General features: G+C 54.5%; 15 protein-coding genes. 6 read left to right on the top strand and 9 right to left on the bottom strand.

The features are described from left to right. Positions 1-20 precede the first annotated feature (20 nt). The 6 genes from ACX9GU_RS02900 (at position 21) to ACX9GU_RS02875 (ending at position 7,030) form a co-directional block, all read left to right on the top strand. Complete coding sequence (locus ACX9GU_RS02900; protein ID WP_024527954.1) at positions 21-1,376, top strand: MFS transporter; 1,356 nt, start codon at positions 21-23, stop codon at positions 1,374-1,376. A 51-nt stretch (positions 1,377-1,427) separates the two neighbouring features. Further along, the gene (locus ACX9GU_RS02895) at positions 1,428-3,005 is read left to right on the top strand and encodes an acyl CoA:acetate/3-ketoacid CoA transferase (protein WP_473193793.1); all 1,578 of its coding nucleotides are present in this window, start codon (positions 1,428-1,430) and stop codon (positions 3,003-3,005) included. 65 nt (positions 3,006-3,070) lie between these two features. After that, positions 3,071-3,808: a 3-oxoacyl-ACP reductase FabG gene (fabG, locus tag ACX9GU_RS02890; RefSeq protein ID WP_473193792.1), complete on the top strand. Its 738-nt coding sequence runs from the start codon at positions 3,071-3,073 to the stop codon at positions 3,806-3,808. A 10-nt stretch (positions 3,809-3,818) separates the two neighbouring features. Continuing rightward, positions 3,819-5,003, top strand: a complete 1,185-nt coding sequence (locus tag ACX9GU_RS02885) for a thiolase family protein (RefSeq protein ID WP_473193791.1) — start codon at positions 3,819-3,821, stop codon at positions 5,001-5,003. 218 nt (positions 5,004-5,221) lie between these two features. After that, a complete protein-coding gene (locus ACX9GU_RS02880) occupies positions 5,222-6,382 on the top strand; it encodes a CdaR family transcriptional regulator (protein ID WP_473193790.1) in 1,161 nt (386 codons plus the stop codon). 189 nt (positions 6,383-6,571) lie between these two features. Continuing rightward, positions 6,572-7,030, top strand: a complete 459-nt coding sequence (locus ACX9GU_RS02875; RefSeq protein ID WP_473193789.1) for a GNAT family N-acetyltransferase — start codon at positions 6,572-6,574, stop codon at positions 7,028-7,030. Positions 7,031-7,115: 85 nt separating this feature from the next. On the opposite strand, the gene tldD is transcribed toward ACX9GU_RS02875, so the two are convergent. The 9 genes from tldD to csrD form a co-directional block, all read right to left on the bottom strand. Further along, positions 7,116-8,561, bottom strand: coding sequence for a metalloprotease TldD (tldD, locus tag ACX9GU_RS02870; protein WP_021807011.1), 1,446 nt, complete (start codon positions 8,559-8,561; stop codon positions 7,116-7,118). A 7-nt stretch (positions 8,562-8,568) separates the two neighbouring features. After that, positions 8,569-9,426: a deaminated glutathione amidase gene (nit1, locus tag ACX9GU_RS02865; RefSeq protein ID WP_186486634.1), complete on the bottom strand. Its 858-nt coding sequence runs from the start codon at positions 9,424-9,426 to the stop codon at positions 8,569-8,571. Next, positions 9,423-13,235: an AsmA2 domain-containing protein YhdP gene (yhdP, locus tag ACX9GU_RS02860; RefSeq protein ID WP_473193788.1), complete on the bottom strand. Its 3,813-nt coding sequence runs from the start codon at positions 13,233-13,235 to the stop codon at positions 9,423-9,425. The genes nit1 and yhdP overlap by 4 nt, the downstream gene beginning before the upstream one ends. A gap of 213 nt (positions 13,236-13,448) precedes the next feature. Beyond that, complete coding sequence (gene rng, locus ACX9GU_RS02855; protein ID WP_021807013.1) at positions 13,449-14,918, bottom strand: ribonuclease G; 1,470 nt, start codon at positions 14,916-14,918, stop codon at positions 13,449-13,451. An 85-nt stretch (positions 14,919-15,003) separates the two neighbouring features. Beyond that, positions 15,004-15,588 (bottom strand): Maf family protein, encoded by a 585-nt coding sequence (locus ACX9GU_RS02850; RefSeq protein WP_161713614.1) that lies wholly within the window; start codon positions 15,586-15,588, stop codon positions 15,004-15,006. Positions 15,589-15,598: 10 nt separating this feature from the next. Beyond that, positions 15,599-16,087 carry a rod shape-determining protein MreD gene (gene mreD, locus ACX9GU_RS02845; protein ID WP_024483772.1) on the bottom strand — a complete coding sequence of 163 codons (489 nt, stop codon included), beginning with the start codon at positions 16,085-16,087 and terminating at the stop codon, positions 15,599-15,601. Then, positions 16,084-17,076: a rod shape-determining protein MreC gene (gene mreC, locus ACX9GU_RS02840; protein WP_021180764.1), complete on the bottom strand. Its 993-nt coding sequence runs from the start codon at positions 17,074-17,076 to the stop codon at positions 16,084-16,086. Before mreC ends, mreD begins: the two co-directional genes overlap by 4 nt. A gap of 96 nt (positions 17,077-17,172) precedes the next feature. Beyond that, a complete protein-coding gene (gene mreB / locus ACX9GU_RS02835) occupies positions 17,173-18,216 on the bottom strand; it encodes a rod shape-determining protein MreB (RefSeq protein ID WP_021180765.1) in 1,044 nt (347 codons plus the stop codon). Between the two features lie 322 nt (positions 18,217-18,538). Further along, positions 18,539-20,470 carry an RNase E specificity factor CsrD gene (gene csrD, locus ACX9GU_RS02830; RefSeq protein ID WP_473193787.1) on the bottom strand — a complete coding sequence of 644 codons (1,932 nt, stop codon included), beginning with the start codon at positions 20,468-20,470 and terminating at the stop codon, positions 18,539-18,541. Positions 20,471-20,736: the final 266 nt, after the last annotated feature.

Below are 20,736 nucleotides of genomic sequence, written 5' to 3'. Positions count from 1 at the left end.
CATGAGGAGGAGTCCTTATCATGTCAAACCGGCCGTTAGATATTGCATCGAAAAGCCAGGCGGCAATAACGAATGCAAAAATATATAAACACCTGATGCCATTACTGATCATTGTTTATATCATCAGCTTTATCGACAGAACCAATATCGGCATTGCCCGAGCCTCGATGTCCATCGATCTTGGGCTTTCCGCTACCGCTTACGGGTTGGGAGCCGGTCTGTTCTTTCTGACCTATTCCACCATGGAGATCCCCAGCAACCTGATCATGGCGCGGGTCGGAGCCCGCTTCTGGATCACCCGCATCATGTTCACCTGGGGGGTGATTTCCGCAGGCATGGCCTTCGTCACCGGCCCCACCTCTTTCTATGTCATGCGCCTGTTGCTAGGGGCGGCAGAAGCGGGGTTGTACCCCGGCATCATCCTGTATCTTACTTACTGGTTTGGCCGTGAAGATCGCGCCAGAGCCGTCGGCATGTTCCTGCTCGGTGTCTGTATCGCCAATATTGTCGGGGCACCATTGGGTGGCGCATTGCTCATGCTGGATGGCCTGGGTGGACTGCACGGCTGGCAATGGATGTTTATCGTGGAAGGGCTCCCGGCGGTGCTGCTGGCGTTTTATGTGTATGCCGTACTCCCCAATAAACCACGCGATGCCAAATGGCTGACCCAAACCGACATTGAGTATATTGAAAACAAGCTGGCCGCGGAGCAACCGGTTGGGGTGGATAAGAACCAGAAATTTTCCTTTAAAACGGCGTTTACCAATAAAACTTTCATGCTGATCGTGGCGATTTACTTCACCCATCAGATTTCGGTCTACAGCCTGACCTATTTCCTGCCAAGCATTATCAACAGCTACGGCAAAATGAGCACCCTGATGCTCGGTCTGCTAACCGCCATTCCGTGGATTGCAGCAGCCTTAGGCGGCTTCTTCCTGCCCAAATATGCCAATACCGCCTCCCGCTCACGCATCATGCTGGTGTCCGGCTTTATGTCGATGGCCGTCGGTTTCCTGATTGGCGTGCTGGGTGGCCCAGTATTAGGGCTGATCGGCTTCTGTATCGGTGCTTCGATGTTCTTCGTCGTGCAATCCATCATCTTTACCTATCCGGCCACGCTGATGAGCGGCCCTATGCTCGCTGGCGGGCTGGGATTACTGGCTTGCCTTGGCATTACCGGCGGGTTCTTTGGACCATATGTGTTCGGTCTCCTGGAGGATAGAACGGGGTCACCTAGCGCAGGCCTGTGGTTTGCCATCGTGCTGCAGACCCTTGCCATTATCGGGGCTGCACGGGTGAAACAACCCGCAGGCAGCAAAGATAAACCGGCCAATCAATGCCCCCCGGCAGCAATGAATAGCGTGATTGAGAAATAAAGCCTAAACGCGGTGCCATGGTGCACCGCCGCACAGACGTAAGGTAGCAATATGAGAAATAAAGTCATTTCGGCTCAGCAGGCCGCAGAGTTAGTGAATAACGGCTCGACCCTGTGCACCATCGGCATGACATTGATCGGGGCCGCGGAGTCGATCTTGAAAGCTCTGGAAAAGCGCTTTACTGAAACGGGAGCTCCGCACGGGCTGACCTATATTCACTCTGCCGGGCAGTCAAATCGTGAGCGCGGCAATCAGCATTTTACTCCCCCAGGGATGGTAAAACGCATTATTGGTTCGCACTGGGGGCTGGCACCCAAGTGGATGGAAAAGATTGCCGCCAACGAGGTTGAAGCTTTCTGTCTGCCACAGGGGCAGATTGTCCATCTGTATACGGCCATGGCGGCAGGTCAGGCCGGTTACCTGTCCAAAGTAGGGCTGGGTACCTTTATCGATCCCCGCCTGGAAGGCGGCAAAATGAATGCGTTGACCCGCTCCCTGCCAGATTTGGTGGAAGTGGTCAGCCTGCGCGAGGAGGAATATCTGTTCTATCCGGCACTCCCGCTGGATACGGTGATCATTCGTGGCACTACGGCGGATACCGCTGGCAATCTCACCTGTGAGGAAGAGGCCATGAAACTGGAGATCCTGCAGGCGGTGCTGGCGGCCAAACGCTTTGGCGGCAAGGTGATAGCCCAGGTAAAAAATCTGGCGGAAAAAGGGAGCCTGCACCCGAAACAGATCGTGGTGCCGGGGAATTTTATTGATGCCATTGTGGTATGTGAAGACCCCGAGCAAGACCATCGTCAGACCTCCTCCTGGTTCTATGACCCGGCCTATTGCGGCAACCTGGTGACTCCTGCCAGCGAAGTGGAAACGCTGCCGCTGAACATCCGCAAGGTGATTGGCCGCCGCGCTTGTCAATTCCTATCCCCGGACTGTGTGATCAATCTGGGCACCGGTATTCCCAACGATGTTATTGGCACCATCATCCATGAAGAGGGGGTGAGCGAAGCGGTCACCATCACCGTTGAATCAGGTATCTACGGCGGCGTACAGGCCGGTGGCGTTGATTTTGGCATCGGTAAAAACCTGACCGCCATGATTAACCATCAGGAACAGATGCTCTATTACAACGGTGCGGGGGTGGATATCACCTATATGGGAGCGGGCGAGATGGACGCCAACGGGCATATCAACGCCACCCGTATGGGGGACCGCTGTACCGGAGCCGGAGGGTTTATCGATATTACCCAAAATGCACACCACGTGGTGTTTTGCTCCACCTTTACCGCCAAGGGGTTGGAGGTGGCATTCCAGCAAGGGCAATTAACTATCCTGCAGGAAGGCTCGGTTAAAAAACTGGTGCGGTCGATTAACCAGATTTCCTATAACGGCGAAATAGCCCGCCAGAAAAAACAAAAAATGCATTTGGTGACGGAACGAGCGGTGTTTGAACTGACGGCGCAGGGCCCGATACTGATAGAAATCGCCCCTGGCGTCGATCTTGAGCGGGACATCCTGCAACAAATGGAATTTATGCCACTTATTTCCCCCTCATTAAAACAGATGGATGCTGCGCTATTTTGTGACGCCCCTTTTGGCCTGAAGGAAATGCTGGCCAGACAGTAAAAACATATTTGTTATCTCTGCGCTAATTCAGCGTGGTCAGGAATTAAAACGATAAGGAGTACCCTATGTGTTTAACGAATAAAGTGGCTATCGTCACCGGGGCCAGCCGTGGTCTTGGGCGAGGCATTGCCCAGGTATTGGCTGAGAAAGGGGCCGCGATAGTCATTTGTGATGTCGACCAGGAAGGTGGCAATAAAACTGCCGCCGAATTGGTGAGCGCGGGCCATAAAGCCATTTTCATCGCCTGTAATATTGCCAACCGCGAAGAGGTTAACCAGTTATTTATTGCGGCGGAGCAGCAGCTAGGGCCGATAGATATTCTGGTCAATAACGCCGGGATTAACCGTGATGCCATGTTACACAAGCTAACGGAAGAGAATTGGGATCTGGTGATGGATATCAACCTGAAAGGGACCTTCCACTGCATGCAGGAAGCCGCCGTACGCATGCGTGAACGTGCCAGCGGGCGGATCATCAATATCTCGTCGGCCAGTTGGTTAGGCAATGTTGGGCAAGCCAACTATGCTGCTTCAAAAGCCGGGGTGATCGGCCTGACCAAAACGGCCTGCCGGGAGCTGGCAAAAAAAGGGGTTACCGTTAACGCCATCTGCCCAGGATTTATCGAAACCGATATGACCCGTGGAGTACCGGAAAAAGTCTGGGACATCATGATCGGCAAAATCCCTGCTGGATATGCTGGCGATCCGGTTGATGTCGGCCATTGCGTCGCCTTCCTGGCTTCCGACGAGGCACGCTATATCAATGGCGAAGTGATCAACGTCGGCGGCGGCATGGTGCTGTAAGGAGAATAGAATGAAAAATGCAAATGACATTGTCGTCGTCAGCGGCGTACGCACGGCGATCGGTACCATGGGCGGTAGCTTTAAAGATACGCACCAGCATGATTTGGGCGCAGCGGTGATCCGTGAGGCCGTGGCCCGTGCCGGGCTGCAACCCGCACAAATTGATGAGGTGGTGGTAGGTAACGTAGGGCAAATCGCGGAGAGTGGTTTTATCGCCCGTATTTGCCAGTTGCGCGCGGGGTTACCGAACGAAACGACGTCCTATTCGGTGAACCGCCAGTGCGGTTCGGGTCTGCAAGCGATTGTCGATTGCATGCTGGAACTGCAAACCGGTAACGCCGAGATCGCCGTCGCCTGTGGGACAGAGAATATGACCCAACTGCCCCACTATATTCGCAAGGCTCGTTATGGTTATCGCCTTGGGCACGGGGAGCTGGAAGACGGCATTGTCTCTATCTTGACCTGGCCGGAAGGACCTTATCACAACGGTATGACCGCCGAGTTCGTCGCGGAACGTTTTAACATCAGCCGTGAGGCGATGGACGAGTTTGCCTGGTGCAGTCAGCAAAAAGCCTTGGCAGCCATCAAGGAGGGGCATTTTACCTCGCAAATCCTGCCGCTGGAGGTTCGTGAAGGCAAGAGCAGCCGTCTGTTTGCCACCGATGAACACCCAAGGGATACGCCGAAAGAAAAGTATGCGCAGTTGAAACCGGCGTTTAAAAAAGACGGCACGGTCACAGCAGCAACGTCATCAGGTATCAATGATGGGGCCGCCGCGTTGGTTGTCACTACCCGAGCCAACGCTGAAAAACTGGGGCTACCCATCCGGATGGTGATCCGAGGCTGGGCAGTGGCAGGTTGTGAGGCAGAAATCATGGGCTTTGGCCCGGCTCCGGCAACTCGTAAACTGATGCAAAAGTTGAATATGTCGGTGCACGATATCGATCTTATTGAGCTTAATGAGGCCTTTGCGGCCCAATCATTGGCGGTGATGAACGATCTGGAGCTGGATCCGGCGAAAGTGAACGTCAACGGGGGAGCCATTGCGCTGGGGCATCCTGTTGGGGCCAGCGGTGCCATCATCGCTGTAAAACTGATGTATGAGATGGAGCGCCGTGGCGTCAATAGCGGTTTAGCCACCATGTGTATCGGTGGAGGGCAAGGGATCTCAATGCTGTTTGAGCGGGAAAGGTAGTCTCTTAAGTTAGCGCAATAGATATTTCCGGCCCTCTGCCAAAGAGAGGGTCGGATGGCAAACATCGGCTTACGCGTTGAGTTACCTGAATTGTATTAAGTTTAATAGGTAGATCTGTTGAAGGGGCAATAAGCTTACCGTGAAATTGGCAAGAAACATTCGATATTATATTTACCCTCCCTCACTACAATAGAGGTTTATATCATAAAGGTATGAGTATGCTGATCACCTTAGAGCTGGCTAATACCATTGTGAAACGAGCGATGAGTATTATCCATTATAATGTTAATGTTATTGACCATCAGGGCATAATTATCGCTTCGGGCGAACCACATAGGATCGGTGAACGCCATGAAGTGGCATTTGAGGTGATAAAGAGCCGCCAGCGGATGACGATAGAAAATGCTCAGCAGGCGGCCAGGTACAAAAATGTGCAACCCGGTATCAATCATCCAATTATCGTCGATGATCAGGTAGTTATGGTGATAGGTATCAGTGGAAATCCTGCCGCGATTGCGCGTTATGCCGAGCTGGCGATTCTGGCGGCAGAGCTGTTGATCAAACAGTCTTTAGCTATCCGGGAAATGAACTGGCAATACCGCATCAGAGATCTGTTGCTAAAACAGTATCTTGAAGTGGGCGATACTGACAAAGGTAAGGAAATACTTCACCAGTTGGTACAGCAAGAGATCGACCTGTCACAACCCCTGTTGCCGGTATTGATCAATATTGAAACCGGCGGGCATTTATTGGGGCAAACCATCGATCACATCCTCAATAAACTCTCACATATTTTAAAATCCCAACGGGTAATATTGCTCAGCAATGATGAGATCCTGTTAATTATCACCACGATCGAACAGACCGAAGCCACGGTTAAAGCTATGAACGCCTTTATGGAAACTCAGCTGAGCCATTACACTATTGGCATTGGGGTAGAGTCTGGCTCTGCCGGGATTTTCCGCCAATCGGTATTTATGATCAAAGAGATGATAGAACATGCTCGGGAGTCGTTACCACAACCGCGGGTCATTAACGGCCAGCAGTTTGCCTTCAGCGGGTTGCTGAATGAAGCCAGAAGCAGCTCATTTACCCTTTATTTCAAACAGAGAATCGATAAATTACTGATGCTGAGCACGGGTCAAATGCTGCTCAACACGTTAAGTACCTATATCGCACACAATGCCGAACTGGCAAACGCTGCGCGGGAACTTGGGGTACATCGCAACACGCTCACCTATCGGCTTAACCAGATAAAAGAAGCGACGTCGTTGGATCCATTTAATTTCAAGGAACTTAGCCAACTGATGATTGCACTTTACTATCATCAGGGGACCCAGCTGTCTAATGCGGCGGCTGTCACCAACGATCCCCAATGATGTGTCTGGAGAGGTTGCTACGATCCAGACTCACCCTCTTTGTCAGAAAACTTCATGATTCATCCAGCTAATCGCACAGTATAATTCAGTATATTCATTAAGTTATGGAGTGATATTATAACTGAATGACAGGCCGTCATCAGCCCAGAGTCGTCATTTCATGGTTAATAAACAACGTAAGGGTTAAAGATGGAAATAAGCTGGCAGGCATTGAAAGGCAACGGCCTCAGCGCGCAGCAGTTGCATGATATTCTGTCGCTGCGCATGGCAGTGTTTATCGTCGAGCAGACGTGCCCGTTTCAGGATATTGATGGACAGGATTTGCTTAATAGCACCCTTCACGTTGCCGGATACAGCGACGGCAAGCTTGTCGCCTACGCGAGAGTGCTGCATGTGGACGATTCTCCGGATGCGGCCAAAATCACGCGAGTGATTGTTGATGATTCCGTCAGGGGTCAGAAGCTGGGTGTCAGGCTGATGGAAAAAACGATGTCCTTAATCCACGGCGATGAACCAGGCAAGGCGATAAAGCTCTCGGCACAATCTCACCTCGTCAAATTCTATGAAGGATTCGGTTTCAAAACGGTATCAGGCGAATACCTTGATGATGGCATCCCCCATAAGGATATGGAGTATACGGAGGCGTAATCCTGGCTGGGCCTTATCCGGTTTCACAAATTAGCTTTGGCCCCAACCCGCGAGGGTCAGGGCTTGATACATTAAACCGCGCTTATTACGCCGTACCGCCCACGGTAAGTGAATCCAGCTTCAGCGTCGGTTGGCCAACGCCTACCGGCAGGCTCTGCCCTTCTTTACCGCACACGCCAACGCCCTTATCCAGCGCCAGATCGTTACCCACCATCGAAATCTGCTGCATCGCCTCAATACCTGAACCAATCAACGTGGCACCCTTCACCGGTTTGGTGACGCGCCCATTTTCGATCAGATAGGCTTCAGAGGTGGAGAAGACAAATTTCCCGGAGGTGATATCGACCTGACCACCGCCAAAGTTCGGCGCATACAGGCCATACTCCACACTGGCGATAATATCTTCCGGCGTCGACTTGCCCGCCAGCATGTAGGTGTTGGTCATACGCGGCATCGGCAGGTGAGCATAAGACTCGCGGCGGCCGTTGCCGGTAGGCGCTACGCCCATCAGCCGTGCGTTGAGCTTATCCTGCATGTAGCCTTTCAGGATGCCGTTCTCAATCAGCACGTTGTATTGGCCCGGCACGCCTTCGTCATCGATAGCCAGTGAACCACGGCGGCCTTGCAAGGTGCCATCATCCACCACGGTGCACAGCTCAGAAGCCACTAGCTGGCCCATCTGGCCGCTGAATACCGAGGTGCCACGGCGGTTGAAGTCGCCTTCCAACCCGTGACCGACCGCTTCATGCAGCAACACGCCCGGCCAACCCGCGCCCAGTACCACAGGCATGGTGCCCGCAGGAGCCGCCACGGCAGAGAGGTTGACCAGCGCCATACGCACCGCTTCTTTGGCAAAAGCATCGGCACGCACTTCGCCATCCACCACTTCCAGGAAGTAGTCATAGCCAAAACGGCCACCGCCACCGCTGGCTCCGCGCTCACGCTTGCCGTCTTCTTCCACCAGCACGCTGACGGAGAAACGCACCAGCGGGCGAACATCCGCCGCCAAGGTGCCATCCGTTGCCGCAACCAGTATCTGCTCATACACGCCAGTGATGCTGGCCGTTACTTCCTGCACGCGCTTGTCTTCAGCACGTGCGACCTTGTCTACCCGGTGCAACAGCGCGATCTTCTCTTCCCGCGGCAGGCTTTGCAACGGATCGAGTAAAGGGTACAGCGCCTGATAGCCGATCTCTCCCAGCGTATGGACTTTGCCATTGCCGCTGTCACGCACAATGCTGCGAGCAGCCTGAGCACTTTGGTTCAGGGCGTTCAGGGTGATTTGGTCCGCATAGGCAAAGCCGGTCTTTTCACCGCTGACCGCGCGCACGCCAACGCCCTGGTCGATATTGTACGAGCCATCTTTGATGATGCCGTCCTCAATCACCCAGGCTTCGTGGTAGCTGGACTGAAAATAGAGGTCGGCGTAATCGAGGCGGCGTTCGGCCAGTTGACCCAATACGGAGAACAGGTCTTGATGACTCAGCTTATTCACAGCGAGTAACTGCTCACTGACAAACGACAGGCTCATAATTTTTTCACTCTTTATTGGAGGAGTTTTCAACCGGCGCAATCAGCGTCGGCTGGAATCGGTTGTGCTGCATCACCGGCATCTGTTTGCGGATGGTATGCAACTTGCCGGTATCCACGCGCACTTTCAGCGCGGAGACCGCGTCGGGGTTTTCTGCCAGCACATTGCCCCAGCTGTCTACCACCATGGAATGTCCCCAAGTGCGGCGGGTGGCCCCGTGACGGCCTACCTGCGCGGGAGCCAGGATCACACACTGGTTCTCGATAGCACGGGCACGCAGCAAAATCTCCCAGTGTGCCTCACCGGTCACGCGGGTAAATGCGGCGGGCACCGAGATCAGTTCCGCACCTTGCGCGCGCAGCGCCTGATACAGGCCAGGGAAGCGCAGGTCGTAGCATATCGTCATGCCCAAGCGGCCAACCGGCGTATCAACCACCGTTAATTGCTGGCCATGCTGATAGGTATCCGACTCGCGATAATGGGCATGGATATCATTGATATCCACGTCGAACATGTGCAGTTTATCGTAACGGCCACGGATTTCGCCCTGATCGTCAAACAGCAGGCTGCTGGTGGTGATGCGTGTCGGATCTTCGCGGCTGATCAATGGCATAGAGCCAACCAGCAACCATACCCCATAACGGCGGGCCATATCACGCACCGCCTGCTGCAACGGTCCGTGACCTTCCGTTTCCGCATGTTCACGGTAGGCGGCCGAGTTGGCAAACAGTAAGGCATTCTCCGGAGTCATCACCAGTTTTATCCCGGGATTGAGCTGCTTGATCTGCTGTTCAATCTGGGCCAGGTTGTCCCGTACCTGCTCACCGCTACACAGCTGTAATAACGCAACGTTAGCATTTTTCATGGCGATTTATCCTCTTTTGGCTTACGCAACACCTCATGAATACTTGGGTGGTCCAGGCTGCCGGTAATGTCATAGCGGATAAACGAGATCTTGCTCCACAACGGCCCCAGCACTTTCGAGGCCGCAAACACCGCCGCCCCCACAATCGGGTTGATCACAAACGCGGTCGCGACTCCGACCGTCGCCGAGATCTCTGGCGCTATCACGGCCTGCATATCAATCTGGCGTTTCACCAGGTCGATCTGGCCGCTCATGGCAATATCCGCCGCCAGCCCATCCACCAAAAAGTTATCTGTATGCATTATGCCATCTTTCGCCCAGATAGTGCCGCGTATGGAGTCAAAGTAAAATCCATTACCGAAGGTATCACGGAAGTCGAACTGTAATTTGCGCAGCAGGGCATCAAAACTGACCAAACGTAACAACTGCCCAGCCCGACCTCCGCCGACGTTGTCAATCTCGCCTTTGCCCAGATCGACCTTCATGGTGCCATTGAGCGTGTTGACCTGCGGTTTCCATGGCTGCCCATGCCAGTGCAGATCAAAATCGATATCGTAAGGTGCATCTTTTAATGGAATGATCACGCCGAAGAAACTGGCGGTACGATCGATTTTGCTGCCAAGCAGCTTGCCCTTTAACGCACTGCGCTCTTCCTGAGCGTTCTGTTTCCACAGGCCGGTGGCGCTCATACGGCCATAGCCTGTATCTACCAGGCCATGGCTCAGCACCAGAGAATCCCCCTCACGTTTGAGATCGGCCTCCACCGTGCCAAGATTCTGCCCCATCATCCAGCAGGATTTACAACGCAACATCAGCGAAGGCCAATCCTGGAACGAGATCCGCTCCTTCGAGTCCAACGGGTTGGTTCCACCAGCACTGCCGTCGCCGCTGGCAAACTGCGGGTTGTAGTAAAGATAGCCGAGATCCGCGCGCCACACGCCCTTATCCGGCATAGACAGGCTACCATCAATCTCTTTAGCCTTGGCGGTGACGGTCGTTCCCGCCAACTGCTGCACAACCGCCAGCTGAAGGTTATGCCACGCCTGTCCGCCCAGCGTCAGCTGTGGGGTTTCGAGCGTTACGCTGGTTGGGAACACAAAGCTGCCCACCTTGCCTGCACCGCTGCTTTGCTTCATCGCCGGTGCCAGTAGCCCCAGCCATTGCTCGCCATCCAGCGCGGGCAGATTGAGCACCAGGGATTTATCTTTGGGTAACGTTGGGGTAGCGGAACCGCCGGTTTGCCAGGCAGCACGTGCCAGCGTCACCTGCTGTTTGGCCAGCAGCCATTCGCTGTTGAAGTGGTTTTGCTTGCCCGCGCTGCCATTGAGCATAAATCCTTGCAGGCCGCCGTTCACTTTTACGCTAACCGGTAAAGCTTCCCCTGCGGCTTTATTCAGGGGAGAAGGTAAGTGACTGCTTACTTTCTTCAGATCGGCATTCACACCAATCTCATAGTTCGGCTCGCCTTTATGCGGCAGATTGATGGCCACTTTACCCTGCCAGGCGGCGCTGCCTGCCAGCTTTTTGGCAAACTCTGGCGGCAGGCCTTCAACCTTGGCCGGTTGCCAATCGCCTTTCAGCCCAACGTTAACCTTATAATCCTGTTTGCCTTCCAGCGTATCGAAGTTGACCGTCAGCGGCTGCCCAAACCAGTTGGCCGTCAGGGTATCGCTCTGCAGGTTGCCGTTGTCGAAACGGAACTTGCCGCTCACTCTCTCTAGCTGGCTTTCCAGCGGCTTGACCAACAGCGAGTTGTTATTCAGCGTCACTTCACCGCTGGCGTTAACCAGCTCACCGTCCAACGGAATATTCAGATGTAAGCGCCCACTTACATTGCCACCCACCTGCAGCTCATCTAATGCCGCACCGACAGAGTCATCCAGTGGGGTCTGCATGAAATAGTCGTGGATAGCTTGCCCGGTACCCGCAACGTCGGCATCAATCAACAGGCGTTGTTTGCTATAGTCCGGAATGACGGCGCTAATATTTCTGCCCGTCGCGTTGCCCAGTTTGGTTTGTGGCGCATTCATCCACAGGCCATTGTTGGCAAAGTCGAGGTCGATCGCCAGATCGTCCAGCGCTGGCCATTCCGGCTGGAACTGGAAGGTAGCGTGGCGTAGTGGGACAAACACCTGAAACTGCCCTTCATTCTTCTCATACGGGAAGTGCTGCGGATCGCCCGCATAGATCAGGGAAGCATTATCAACCTGCCCACCCTGGATCGCCTCGCTGAGATAATCCACCAAATGTTTACCCATCAGCGGTTCAGGGAAATAACGCCAAGCATCGGCGGCATCATACAAACGGATGCCAGCCAGAATATCCAGCCAAGGCTCGCCGTTGGCCGGTTGCTGATAGCGGAAATCACCGTTAATCCACAGGGATTTGGCCTGTACATCCAGACTTTGGCTTGCCAATTGCCAGCCTTGAGCGTTGTTTTGCCAGGTCAACGCCCCGCTTGCACGGCCGATCTCCAACGGTGCCCGGAACATATCGCCATAAGGCAGCGTGCTGTTATTCAGCCCCAGCGTCAGACGGCCGTTTTCCACGCCCCCGGTTAACGCGCCGGAAAAGTGATCGACGCCCGGCAACAGTTTCCAGTGTTGCCAGCTCAGATCCTGCCACCACGCCTGAAAACGGGTTTTTTCCGGCTGTTGCAGCGGGATATCCAGCGCCAGCGCCCTAAGCATGCCGCGAGGTTGTAAGTCTTTCCAGTGCTCCAGCACTTCCGGGCTGAGGAACGAGAAGGTAGGCAGCAACGCTTCCAGCCGTTCCAGCTGGATGCCGGTGGCGCGGATACGGAGTTCTTCACTCTGGTTTGGCCCGATAAATTGGGTATTTTCCGGCAACCACAGCGCAGTAAGTGTTCCCGGTGCCCAGGCTTGGCCATCGGTTTTCAGGTTCAGGGCAGGCACATGCACCTGCCAGCCGTTGCCCTCACGGCTCAGTGCCAACGCCAGATTATCGACGTCCAGCCGGTGTTGATCGCCACCCGCTGACCAACTGGCGGTGCCTTTATTAAGCAGGGCATTACCGCTGTAGATTGCGCCATTTTTGATATTGAGCCAGGCGGCCAGGCTGAAATCGGCGCTTTCGAGACCGGTATTGGTTTGCAGCCAGCGGCTGAACCAGGGCTTCATGTCGATCTCATCGGCCTGCATATAGATGGTGCCGGTGTTGAGCAGCCCCTGCTCATCCCGCAGATCCAGGCGTAACTGTACCGCACCGTGCTGGCCATTCAGGCTGGTCAGGCTGATTTGACCTTCCGCGCGATGGCGGTTATAGCTGTTGAGCCAGGTCATTTGCGGGATATGGAATTCAGCACGCGAGCCTGATGGGGTAAGGAACGAGAGGCGGCTATTGCGCAGATCAAAGTGATCCAATTGATACAGAAACAGATCGCTGACCCCGTTCGGGGTAAGGCCATTTCCATTACTGCCTTCACCCCCGAGCGTCGTGTTAAGATCGAGCTGCAGTTGATAGAAGGTGAGATCGCGGAACTGCCAGCGCCAATGCAGCAGGGATTGCCACACGTCCAGCGCCAGCGTGACGCGCTCGATCTGGATCGTGCTTTTTGGCAGGGCCAAACGGATGTTGCGGGCTTCCAGCGTTGGGCCAAAGGTTTCCCAACTGCCCTGGACATAGTCGGCTTCGACGGGCACCCCGGCGATCGCCTGCACCTTCTCCAGCAATTGCGGGCGATAGTGGTTAAGCTCAGGCAGCACCAGACGCAACCCGCTGATCAGCAACGCCACAACAACAATCAAAATGGCGCCTGTGGCTAACAGGATCCCGGGCAGTCGCCTCACGCATTTCTCCTTAATGACCAAATATATAACCTAACGCTTGTGCCCCTCACCCTAACCCTCTCCCACAGGGAGAGGGGACCGATAGAGTTCGTTATCAGTTGCAGAAATTTACCTGACCATCACAGATTATTAAGCCACATCAAGAACACCATACTTAACCACGACACCGTACCAGCTCCCTCTCCCCATGGGAGAGGGTTGGGGTGAGGGGTATTACATCATCACAACGTCAAACTGTTCCTGGCTGTATAAAGGTTCGATCTGTACCTTAACCTGTTTGCCAACGAAGATTTCCACTTCCGCCAGCGCGTGTGACTCTTCACTTTTCAGCGCTTCACCCACGGCCGCAGAGGCATAGACCAGGAAACGATCGGAATCGTAAGCATGATGCACGCGCACGATCTCACGCATAATCTCATAGCAGACGGTTTCCACCGTTTTCACCGTTCCGCGCCCTTGGCAGGTCGGGCAGTCGTTACACAGCACATGCTCAATACTTTCACGCGTACGTTTACGCGTCATCTCCACTAATCCTAGCTGAGAGAAACCGTTGATTGTGGTTTTTACCCGATCTTTACTCAGCGCCAGTTCCAACGAGTGCAATACCCGGCGGCGGTGTTCATCATTGTTCATATCGATGAAATCAATGATGATGATGCCGCCCAGGTTGCGCAGCCGCAGCTGGCGGGCAATGGCCTGCGTCGCTTCGATGTTGGTATTGAAGATGGTCTCATCAAGATTGCGGTGGCCGACAAAGGCCCCGGTGTTGATATCCACGGTGGTCATGGCTTCGGTTTGATCGATGATCAGGTAACCGCCGGACTTCAATTCAACCTTGCGCTCCAGCGCCCGCTGGATCTCGTTCTCGACGTCGTACAGATCGAAGATCGGCTGGCTGCCGGTATACAGCTCCAGCTTATTGGTGATATCCGGGATGTACTCGCCGGTAAATTCCACCAGTTGGTCATGCGTCAGGCGTGAATCGACGCGGATACGATCCAGCGCCGCCCCGGCAAAGTCGCGCAGGATACGGTGCGCCAACGCCAGTTCGCCATACAGTTTGTATTTGGTCTGGTTGCGCTTTTTGCGCTCCATGACTTTGGTCCACAAACGCTTGAGGAAGGCAGCATCCTGCGCCAGCTCTTCTTCACCTACCCCTTCAGCCGCAGTGCGGATGATAAAGCCGCCCAGGTCGTCGCAATATCCCGCCACGGCGCGCTTGAGACGCTCGCGTTCGGCTTCGCTTTCAATGCGTTGGGAAACCCCCACGTGTGCTGCGCCCGGCATAAAGACCAGGTAGCGCGAAGGTAGAGTGATATCGGTAGTCAGGCGTGCGCCCTTGGTGCCAAGCGGATCTTTTACCACCTGAACCATCAGGTCCTGCCCCTGGCGCACCAGTTCGGCGATATCACGCACGGAGAAATTCTTTTGTTCATCACCGGCAACACACTCGGTGTGCGGCATGATATCGGAGGCGTGCAGGAAGGCCGCTTTATCCAGGCCAATATCGACAAAGGCCGCCTGCATGCCGGGTAACACGCGGCTGACACGCCCTTTGTAGATATTGCCCACGATGCCACGCTTGGCTTCGCGCTCAATATGGATCTCTTGCAGAATGCCGCCGTCAATATAGGCAACCCGCGTTTCCGACGGCGTAATATTTACCAGTAGCTCAGCTGTCATGCTTTCTCCTCAGAGCCGGTGTAGCGCCTGCCCTTATCTTTCCTGTGCTCACGCGATGGCGGCGACGGGAAATCTAGTGGTGGCATCAACCGGTTCTTACCTCTCGTAATGCGACAAAATGACTGAGCAGCTCATGTGTTTCGACCAGCGGCAACCCCATCACCGCATGATAACTTCCGGTTATCGTTCTGACGAAACAACCACCCTTGCCTTGAATTCCGTAAGCGCCCGCTTTATCCATCGGTTCGCCCGTGGCGATATAGTCGCAGATATCCTGTGGTGACAGATTGCGGAACGTCACGTCGGTGACCACCAGTTGACATAAAACGCCCTGTTTATCGGCGATCGCCACGGCGGTCATCACCTGATGCTGTTTCCCGGACAAGGCTGCCAGCATCTGCGCCGCATGCTCTTCATCACGCGGTTTTTCCAACACCTGGCCGTTCAACACCACGATAGTATCTGCACCCAGCACCGGCCAATCCTGTTGCGCCAGGGAAACTCCCGCCCTGGCCTTATCCTGCGCCAGACGACGAACGTAATTTTCCGCCACTTCCCCTTCCTGCCGCTGCTCTTCAGTATGCGTCAGAATGACTTCGAACGGTACGCCGAGCAGAGTCAGCAGTTCATGACGACGGGGAGAACCGGAAGCAAGATAGAGCGAAAACATCGTTATAACCTCATTGTACGGCAAACTGACGGCGGATCTTGCGCATCAGCAGGAATAACCACGGCCAAAGCACGCCGTTGACCACACTACTCCAGAACACCTCGGGGCGGAAAGAGACGTTGATCACTAAAAACTCCGCCCAGAACACCACCACGTCCATGGCCAATGATAGCAGCACGACGATCAGCGCTTGCTGCCACAGTGCCATATTGCGGAATAATTGGAATTTGAACGCGACGAGATAGGCAATGATGCCCATGGCCAGCGCACGCACGCCGAGCGTGGAACCCAGGATCAGATCCATGATCAAGCCCAGGATAAAGCCAGTGCCGACGTTAACCCGATGGGGTAACGCCATCACCCAGTAAGTGAGGATCAGCAGCAGCCAGGATGGCCGGAACATGTAGATTTGCTCCGGCCACGGCATAATTTGCAGCACTAATGCCACCAGGAATGACAGCCAGATAATCCAGCGCCCGTTGCTGCGATAGCGATTCATCGGGTTGCCCCCACCGGTGGCGGCTGAACGGTACCGGTAGCTGGAGCTGGCAGCGGAGCCGGTGGGCCCATGGCATCAGCCGGTGGCAATACCTGCGGCATCATCTGCATCAGGCGTTCATTGGCAACGCGGTGAACTTCCTCCGGCGGCAGCGGCATGGTGCCGTTGCGATCGGCGCCCCATAGTAACAACAGATAGCGCAAGCGTTGCAGACCAGCGGTTGGCCGCGCCTGGATCACGGTATAGGCGCGTTGGTTATCCACTTTTACCGAGGACACCACAGCGACCGGATACCCTTCCGGGAAGCGCCCGCCCAAACCGGAGGTGACCAGCACATCCCCGACGCGGATATCAGTATTGCCCGGCAGATGTTCCAGCTGCAGGTCATCCGTACAGCCACTGCCTGCGGCAATCACCCGGATATCATTGCGCAATACCTGGATCGGCAACGCATGGGAAGCATCACAGATCAGCAGGACGCGGCTGGTCATTTTAGCCACCGCCACCACCTGCCCGACCACGCCTTTATCACTGATAACCGGCTGGCCTTCATAAACCCCGTTGTCCGACCCTTTATCAATCACGACCTGATCGCTATAGGGATCTGAACCGGTGGAGATCACCTGAGTGACCATTTTGTGTTCGTCCTGGCGCAACGGCGAGCCTAGCAGCTCACGCAAACGGGCATTTTCCTGTTTGAATTGGCCAAGAAGAAGATTATCGCTGTTTTTGAGTAACAGTTCCTGCCGCAGAGCACGGTTTTCCAGCTCTAGCTGTTGGCGGGTAGCCAGCGTTTCCGATACGCTGTCCAAAACTTTACGCGGTCCATTAGCCAAGAAGTAAAAAGGGCTGACGGCGGTGTCCATGTAGTTTCGTATTTTAACGAACGTACCGAGCCGGCTGTCGGCAACGATCAGCGCAATCGCCACGATCACTGCCAGGAAAAGTCGTAGTTGCAGGGAAGGCCCCCTGCTAAAAATCGGCTTCATAAATTATGCACGTTCCTCGACAACAGAAAGGGGAACGCACCAGATGCCAGGTTAATGCCGTCATCCGCTACGATCCCTCCATTCTGGGGCTGCTCACTATTCTTCGCTGAACAAATCGCCGCCATGCATGTCGATCATTTCCAACGCCTTGCCACCACCGCGAGCCACACAGGTGAGAGGATCTTCAGCCACCACTACCGGAATACCGGTCTCTTCCATCAGCAGGCGATCCAGGTTACGCAGCAATGCGCCACCACCGGTCAGCACCATACCGCGTTCGGAGATGTCGGAAGCCAGTTCCGGCGGGCACTGTTCCAGCGCAACCATGACCGCGCTGACGATGCCGGTCAGAGGTTCCTGCAAAGCTTCGAGAATTTCATTGGAGTTCATGGTGAAGCCACGCGGCACACCTTCAGCCAGGTTACGGCCACGCACTTCAATCTCACGCACTTCGTCATCCGGATAGGCCGAGCCGATACCGTGCTTGATACGTTCTGCGGTAGCTTCACCGATCAGTGAACCGTAGTTACGGCGCACGTAATTAATGATGGCTTCGTCAAAGCGGTCACCGCCGATACGCACGGAAGAGGAGTACACCACGCCGTTAAGCGAGATCACCGCCACTTCAGTAGTACCACCACCGATATCAACCACCATGGAGCCAGTGGCTTCCGATACTGGCAGACCCGCACCGATCGCCGCAGCCATAGGCTCTTCAATCAGGAAGACTTCACGCGCGCCTGCACCCTGAGCGGACTCACGGATCGCACGGCGTTCAACCTGGGTGGCACCAACAGGTACGCAAACCAGTACGCGCGGGCTAGGGCGCATAAAGCTGTTGCTGTGAACCTGCTTGATGAAATGCTGCAGCATTTTTTCGGTGACAAAGAAGTCGGCGATCACGCCGTCTTTCATTGGGCGAATAGCCGCGATATTGCCAGGCGTACGCCCCAGCATTTGCTTGGCGTCATGACCTACTGCCGCAACGCTCTTGGGTGAGCCGGCACGATCCTGACGAATGGCAACCACCGATGGTTCATTCAGTACAATGCCTTGTCCTTTAACATAAATCAGGGTATTGGCGGTACCCAAGTCGATGGACAAGTCATTAGAAAACATGCCACGAAATTTCTTAAACATAACGAAAGGATAATCCTGCAAGCTGGGGGCGGAAAATAAAATCCGCCTACTTTACCAACCACACGAAGCAGCGACAAGGCGCAAAAACGTCCTACTTCGGTGAAAATTAGTCTGCGTTATTTGTGACCGAATGCACGGAAAGCGAATGGGGCCTGATATCCCTCAACAAAGGCTCAGCTAGCCACCAAATCAACGTACCAAACGGCAGTAACACAGCTCATAAAATCTAACATTTTTCCTGATTGTCACCGGTGGTAAGCACCTACTGACGCCCACAGGAAAAGACGGGCCATTCTACGTTAATTTTTGCCCGGTCATCAGGTTAAACACGATATCGACGCGAATATTTTTTGCGAGCTATATCGATCGGCTCTGGCGAAGCGAAAAAGTCCCCCTGCCCACCAAGGATCCCGCGCTCTTTCAGCGTCTGCCATTCGTTGCGCGTACGCACGCTGGCGGCAAAAACCTTCGCTTGAGTGCCTTCGCAGGCACCGGTCAGGCTCTGAACAAACAGCTGGTTCTCATCCCGCCGGTCAATACTCCGTACCAACCCTGGGTGAAGCTTGACGATCTCCACCGGTAACGACTTGATATAAGAGGTACTAACCACCGTCAACCCGGCCTGAGAAACCGCCAGACGACAGCCCAATCCGGTCAGCAATCGCAGCACCGGACGCAAACGGTCGATATGTTGACACACATCTGCCTCTGCAAGTTCAATCAGAATTCGCCTGCGGTGACTTTTTTCACACTGTAACAGGGTATCGCGCAGCCAACGTTGGAAACTGCGCTGCAATAATGAATCAACGCATAGTGGAAACGCCAGCGTCTCTTCCGGCCACAGTGCCAATAAAGGAATAATCCGATTCATCTGCTGGCGGTCATAACTTTCCGCCAAGCCCAGCTGATTGACCAGCGGCATATATTCGGCGGGCAACAGTTCCTGTGCGCCATCATAAATCCGGCTCATGATTTCGCGGTGATGCACATCGCCTTCCACCGTCACCGCCGGTTTTTGATATAAGCGAGGGCCGCCGCGCGCCAGCACCTGTTCAAGCAGCGTACGCCATTTAACGCTGCCGCGCCCTTTCTCTGGCACATCGCTATCATAGACATACCAGCCGTTTTCGCCTTGCAGTACGGCGTGGCGGGTCGCCTGTTCGGCGTAATCGATGATTTCTTCCGTGGTCTGCCCGCTGCGGTAGGCCACAATACCGATATGCAGGAACGCCTCACGGTCAATCAGCGCCGTTGAGGGCAAGGAGTCGATCGCGTTGACCAGCTGCGCCGCGATGCCGTCCGCTTCTTTCAGCGTGCGGTGTGGCAGCAGAACGGTAAAATCACTGTGGAAATAACGGGCCAGTAAGGCGGCAGGATAACGCATGACAAAGGTGGACAGCAGGTTGACCAACGAATACATCAGCTCCTGCACCGCTGCATTGCCGTGAATTTCGCGCAGGGTATCGAAATCTGGCAGGCGCACCATCATAACGATGCCGTGTGACCCGACATCTTCCAACTGAGTGGTGAGCTGGTTATCAAAGAACAGCCGGTTATTGAGGCCGGTTTTCGCATCCTGAGCGGCAAAAGCACGGATCAGGGTATCTACCCGACTGCGCTCCTCACGCGCTTCGGCCAGATCGGCCAGCAGGCGATCCAACGCACCGCTGACGCTGGCAGGCCATTCGCGGATATCTCCCTTCAGCACCTGTTCACGCTCGCCGTTGAGAATGCGCCGCGCCCGGCGCTCCAGGCGATCTTCACCTACCGCCTGTTCACGAAGCCAGCGTAAGCTGAACAGCAGTATCACCACCATGATGACGATCGACAGCGTGACCGCCGCCGTGGACTGCAATGAACGCACGTCGCTGGCGAACGGATCGAGGTAAGTGACACTTACCCGGGTGCCGGGGTGATGCATCATGGTTAACGAGGTTTGGCGGTAGCCAGCCAGCGATGCCCAGGGGGCTTTGATGGTCGGCAGGCTGTAGGAGAAAAGGTTGCTGGTTTCGGTATCGACATTAATCGCCACAATGCCTAGCGGCCGCATCACCAGGGGCAGCCAGTTATCCTGAGCCTGCAGAGGTTGCAGCAGCATTGCCTGATCGATGGAGGTGGCCAGGGCTTCAAAACGGCGCTCTAAGCGCTCCTGGGTCACGTAAAAGAAACTGTATGAACACCCCATCAGCATCAAGAACATAGCCAATGCGACGAGCAGGGTGATTAGAGCAGAGAGTTTGGTTGTAAATCTCATCCCTGTGCCTTCTGCGCGATGATAAAATGAAGAGCCACCTTTTGATGTGACAAGGCCCCGTTCCTGCTCGATTGAAAACAACGCAATACCCTGATATTAAAAATCATGAAGCGACTTCAATTTCTTTGCCAAGCATCAGGTTAGCTCATACAAAGCTATCAAGCCTGACCGACGAAGAAAACCATTAAACACTCTTTTTTTGTCCTTTATCAGGACAGGCTTTTTTATTATGCATATAGTCAGACAATACTGAACCATACATTCAT

The organism is Serratia sp. K1WW1 (assembly GCF_055790865.1).
This window is presented reverse-complemented; position numbering and strand designations above follow the sequence as displayed.